Here is a 3,901-nt window from a genome sequence, read left to right as displayed (position 1 = left end):
GTTTCATCGGTGATCGTGCTGTCGACGCTGCTAGCCGAGCCGTCAACATCAACTGTTCTGAACTGGCCATTATCGTCAATCGATAAGATGCTAATTGTAAAATTTTCAGAACCTTCCGCTAGCGCATCATCAATCGTGTCGATCGTGAAGTTAACACTGTTAGTACCAGCCTTAATAATCACTTGAGTTACACCGGTAAAATCCTTACCGTCTTCTGCCGTACCGCTGTAAACGAGGTTGACAATAATGTCTTCAAGGACGTTTTCCGGTAACTGATCAACACTGACTGTAAATGGGGCTGAAGCCTCACCTTCTACAATATTTTGGAAACCACTTTTACTGCTTATTGAAATTAGGGCATCTATCGGCGGTTCAAATCCAGTCTGAAACGTTCTAGATGTAGAAGTTATGCTTATTCCTGAAGTATCAAAACCACTCGTCACTTCACCAGCAGAAGCCAATCTTTCTACCAACGGCTCACCGCCATCACTGGCACTTGATACCACTTCACCAGCCGCAGGCTCTTCTAGCTTCTCTAAGTCAATATTACCTTCTAAGATCGCTTGCTTTAAAGCATCCATTCCGATCCAATTTTCCGTTACGGCATCAGATTGACTTCCTACCACATCTTCATCTAGAAGCATTTCCATGCTTCGTCCCAAGGTTAATAATTCCCCATTTTGGAGCGTTATATTTACTCCTCCTTGTGACGAGGTGACAATCACATCGTCAACAAAAACCTCATCTCCAACCGAAAGTAAGCGAATTTGTCCTGTATTCGAATCAATGGCTTGAACAATTCCTTTTACTGCATTAACTTTTCCTGCAACGACTGACATACGACATCTCCATTGATGTAGCAGGACACATACTTTATGCCCTACGTAAAATTTATTATCTATTTATCGTATATACTAATGTGAAAAAAAAGATTGTCTACTGTACTTACGTACAATTAATTATCAAATAAGAGGTTGGTCTAACTTAATTGATTGATTTTAAAGATAATGGTTTTTTTAATACCAATAGACTAGGTACAAAAAAGACCTAAAGAAGTGCTTTTAAATAATGATTGTTTATGGTCATCAACATTATTTAACTCTTAAGAGGTGTTGAGTCATTCAACGATGAAACAGATGATACGTCAACACAAAGGCATTAACCTTAATTCAAATCCTGATTGGACGAATCTAATCAATCGTATCAACACTAGTGGTTTTTAATACCGAGAGGCTATCAACTAGATAGAAAAAAACATAAAAAAAGCGCCATTAAAGGCGCTTTAAAATCATTAGGCTTATCGAAAGTTATTGATCTTGATAATCAATTTTCAAGTCACTGATATTCAACTCCGTATTCTGATCATCTTGAATATAAACCGTTGTGACATCATTAGTGGTAGAACTATCACCATCCGCGTCGATCAACAATCGATTACTATCCGCCTGACCATCATTATCTGTGTCCACAAAGGCTAGATCTAAGTAAGCAGACAGCGTATTTGCAGCAACATCTGCATCACTGTCTGTAATAACCTCACTTAAATCCAATGCATCACTGGCACTGTCAAAGTTTTCTATAGTCACTTCACTTCCAATGCTTCCAATAACGAACTGCTCAGGATCATTATCTGAACCGTACAAGAAGCTCATTCCGGATTCATTGATATTAATATCAACGTCAAGACTCGTTACATCACCATCAGAATCAGATGCATTCACAGAGAAGGTTTTCACTGTATCCGCATTAAACTCCGAAGCTTTAGCACTATAGGAATAATCCCCTGTAGAGAAATCAAACTTCAAAGTTCCATCACCACCAATGGCCACCCCGCTTACAGGGAAATCCGCAGAAGTATAAGTCTGATTATCAACAACAATGCTATCTATTGTAATCGGAGCATCACCTCCCTCAATATTATCCAAAACAGTGCCGGAAACTTGGGCTTCAGCAATATCAGATACAATTGATTGGAAGTCATTTATGTTATTCACATAAACTGCAGAACTTCCAGTTGGAAGCATATTGGGGATTGAACCAGAGTCATTCAACATATCTAAACTAGATGTATTGATACCGAAAGCTTTAACTTCATCCACTACATTATTTGCAAAGTTCTGCCACGTAGACATATAAGAATTATAGTCTTTCAAATAATTATCATATGGGCTTCCATCTCCCATATAAATCACCACATCCTGATCTGCAACTGGTTGGGTTCCATTATAACTTTCAACAGCCTTCCTCAGCCCCTGCTCAGGGTCTGTACCGGCTTTGTCTCGATACAATGCATTGTTCGCATTAATCGTTGAACCATCTTGCCAACCTGTCGCTTCAGAACTATTTTTCCAGAACTGAATGATATTTACTTTTACATCACCAAGCTGATTGTATTGACTAATAATGCTATTGATTGCCTGTTCGGACAGAGAGATATCCGTATCACTCATACTACTAGAGACATCAACTATAAAAGTCAAATTGGTACTCGTATCCGCAACATCAAGCGCAACAATTTCATCCATTGAGTTTGGCACAGAATTGCCTGTCGTTGTAGCGTAGCCTGTCCCGGTCAAACCAATATTAATGCTGCCGTCTGCTGAATCATTATCACTATCTGTTAGCGTATAGTCGAAACTCATGTCCAGATCAGCTTTGTAATCGACAACCGTCAACCCTTCAAATCCAAGACGATAATCATCATTTCCGTCTGCTTCAAAGGTAATTGAAGTGATATAGCCATCCTGAGGAGCGTCAATACTAAAGTACTCATCATTTGTTGATGCACCACCGTTACCAGTACCAGCAACAGTTCCGCTCAAAGTAATGTTATTACCATCCTTATCTACAGCCTGTGCAGTCCATACGGCCGTTTCTCCAGAATCTAATCCATTTAAGGAGAACTTAGCCTCTTTAATCTGATCAGTGCCATAATCAAATTTCAACTCATTGCCGTATTTACCTTCAATCCAGTTATTATCAACACCAATGTACTTATCACGGGTATTAACTGTGTCAGAATCCGTCGCATCATTGTCACTAGATGTAACTGTGGCTGTGGCGAACACCTTACCTGTTGTATCGTCGGTGAAATTGAAAGTCGCTGTATCAGTATTACCCCCGCTAATCACATCAAACGCAGTTGCGGTTGACACCACACCAAGCGTCGCATTACCAGTCATACTAAAGTCATAGGTTGAACCATTACCATCAGCAAGGTTTGCATCCAGTGTAAATACAACGGTATTTCCATTATCAATGGTACCTATAACATTATTAGTGCTGGAATCAACAGAAACTGTCACTTCCTTACCGTCTATATACAATGGGCTTGGAATCTGGCTAGTAGACAAATCCCAAGTCAAAGTTGTGTCATCAGCAGGAATGTAGACAGGCATAGCGCCTGATTCCGAAATCAAACCATCATTTACTGAATTGATTGTTAAATCACCATTTACGACAGGAACATCATCAACAATTGTAATATCGATATCAGCTGTAGCGGTTGCACTTAGATCATCAGTCATCACAACTGCAACACTATCCGTAATAGAGTTCTTACCATCTGCATCTGGATGGGTTTGAGAAGCACTAAGCGTATATTCATATGAAATTACACCCGTATTACTATCAAACGCAGTGATTGTTAATTGGCCCTCTCCTGTTGGAATAGGATTAATATTAGTTAACAGCGCGCCAGAATCAATAATTAAGACACCACCAACAGTGACTTTATCGACTCCAGCCGTTGAGGAAACCTTAAATGTACCCGTTGTAGACTCAGAATTATCTGTAGAACTAATCAAACCAGCTTCATAAACAGATTCGCTCGTTGTCTCAACAGAATAAACATGAGCATCATTATCCAGGATCGTGGTATCAACACTGCTCGTGCCCAACA

The 3,901-nt window shown here is 39.7% G+C and carries 2 protein-coding genes; both read right to left on the bottom strand.

The annotated features are described in order from the left end of the window. A partial coding sequence (locus QCB45_RS11445; protein ID WP_279421188.1) for a retention module-containing protein occupies positions 1 to 839 on the bottom strand: 839 nt, incomplete at its 3' end. 468 nt (positions 840 to 1,307) lie between these two features. After that, positions 1,308 to 3,901: vWA domain-containing protein (locus tag QCB45_RS11440; RefSeq protein ID WP_279421186.1), on the bottom strand; the 2,594-nt coding region annotated here is incomplete at its 5' end.

This window comes from Thiomicrorhabdus sp. ZW0627 (assembly GCF_029767005.1).
GTDB lineage: Bacteria > Pseudomonadota > Gammaproteobacteria > Thiomicrospirales > Thiomicrospiraceae > Thiomicrorhabdus.
This window is presented reverse-complemented; position numbering and strand designations above follow the sequence as displayed.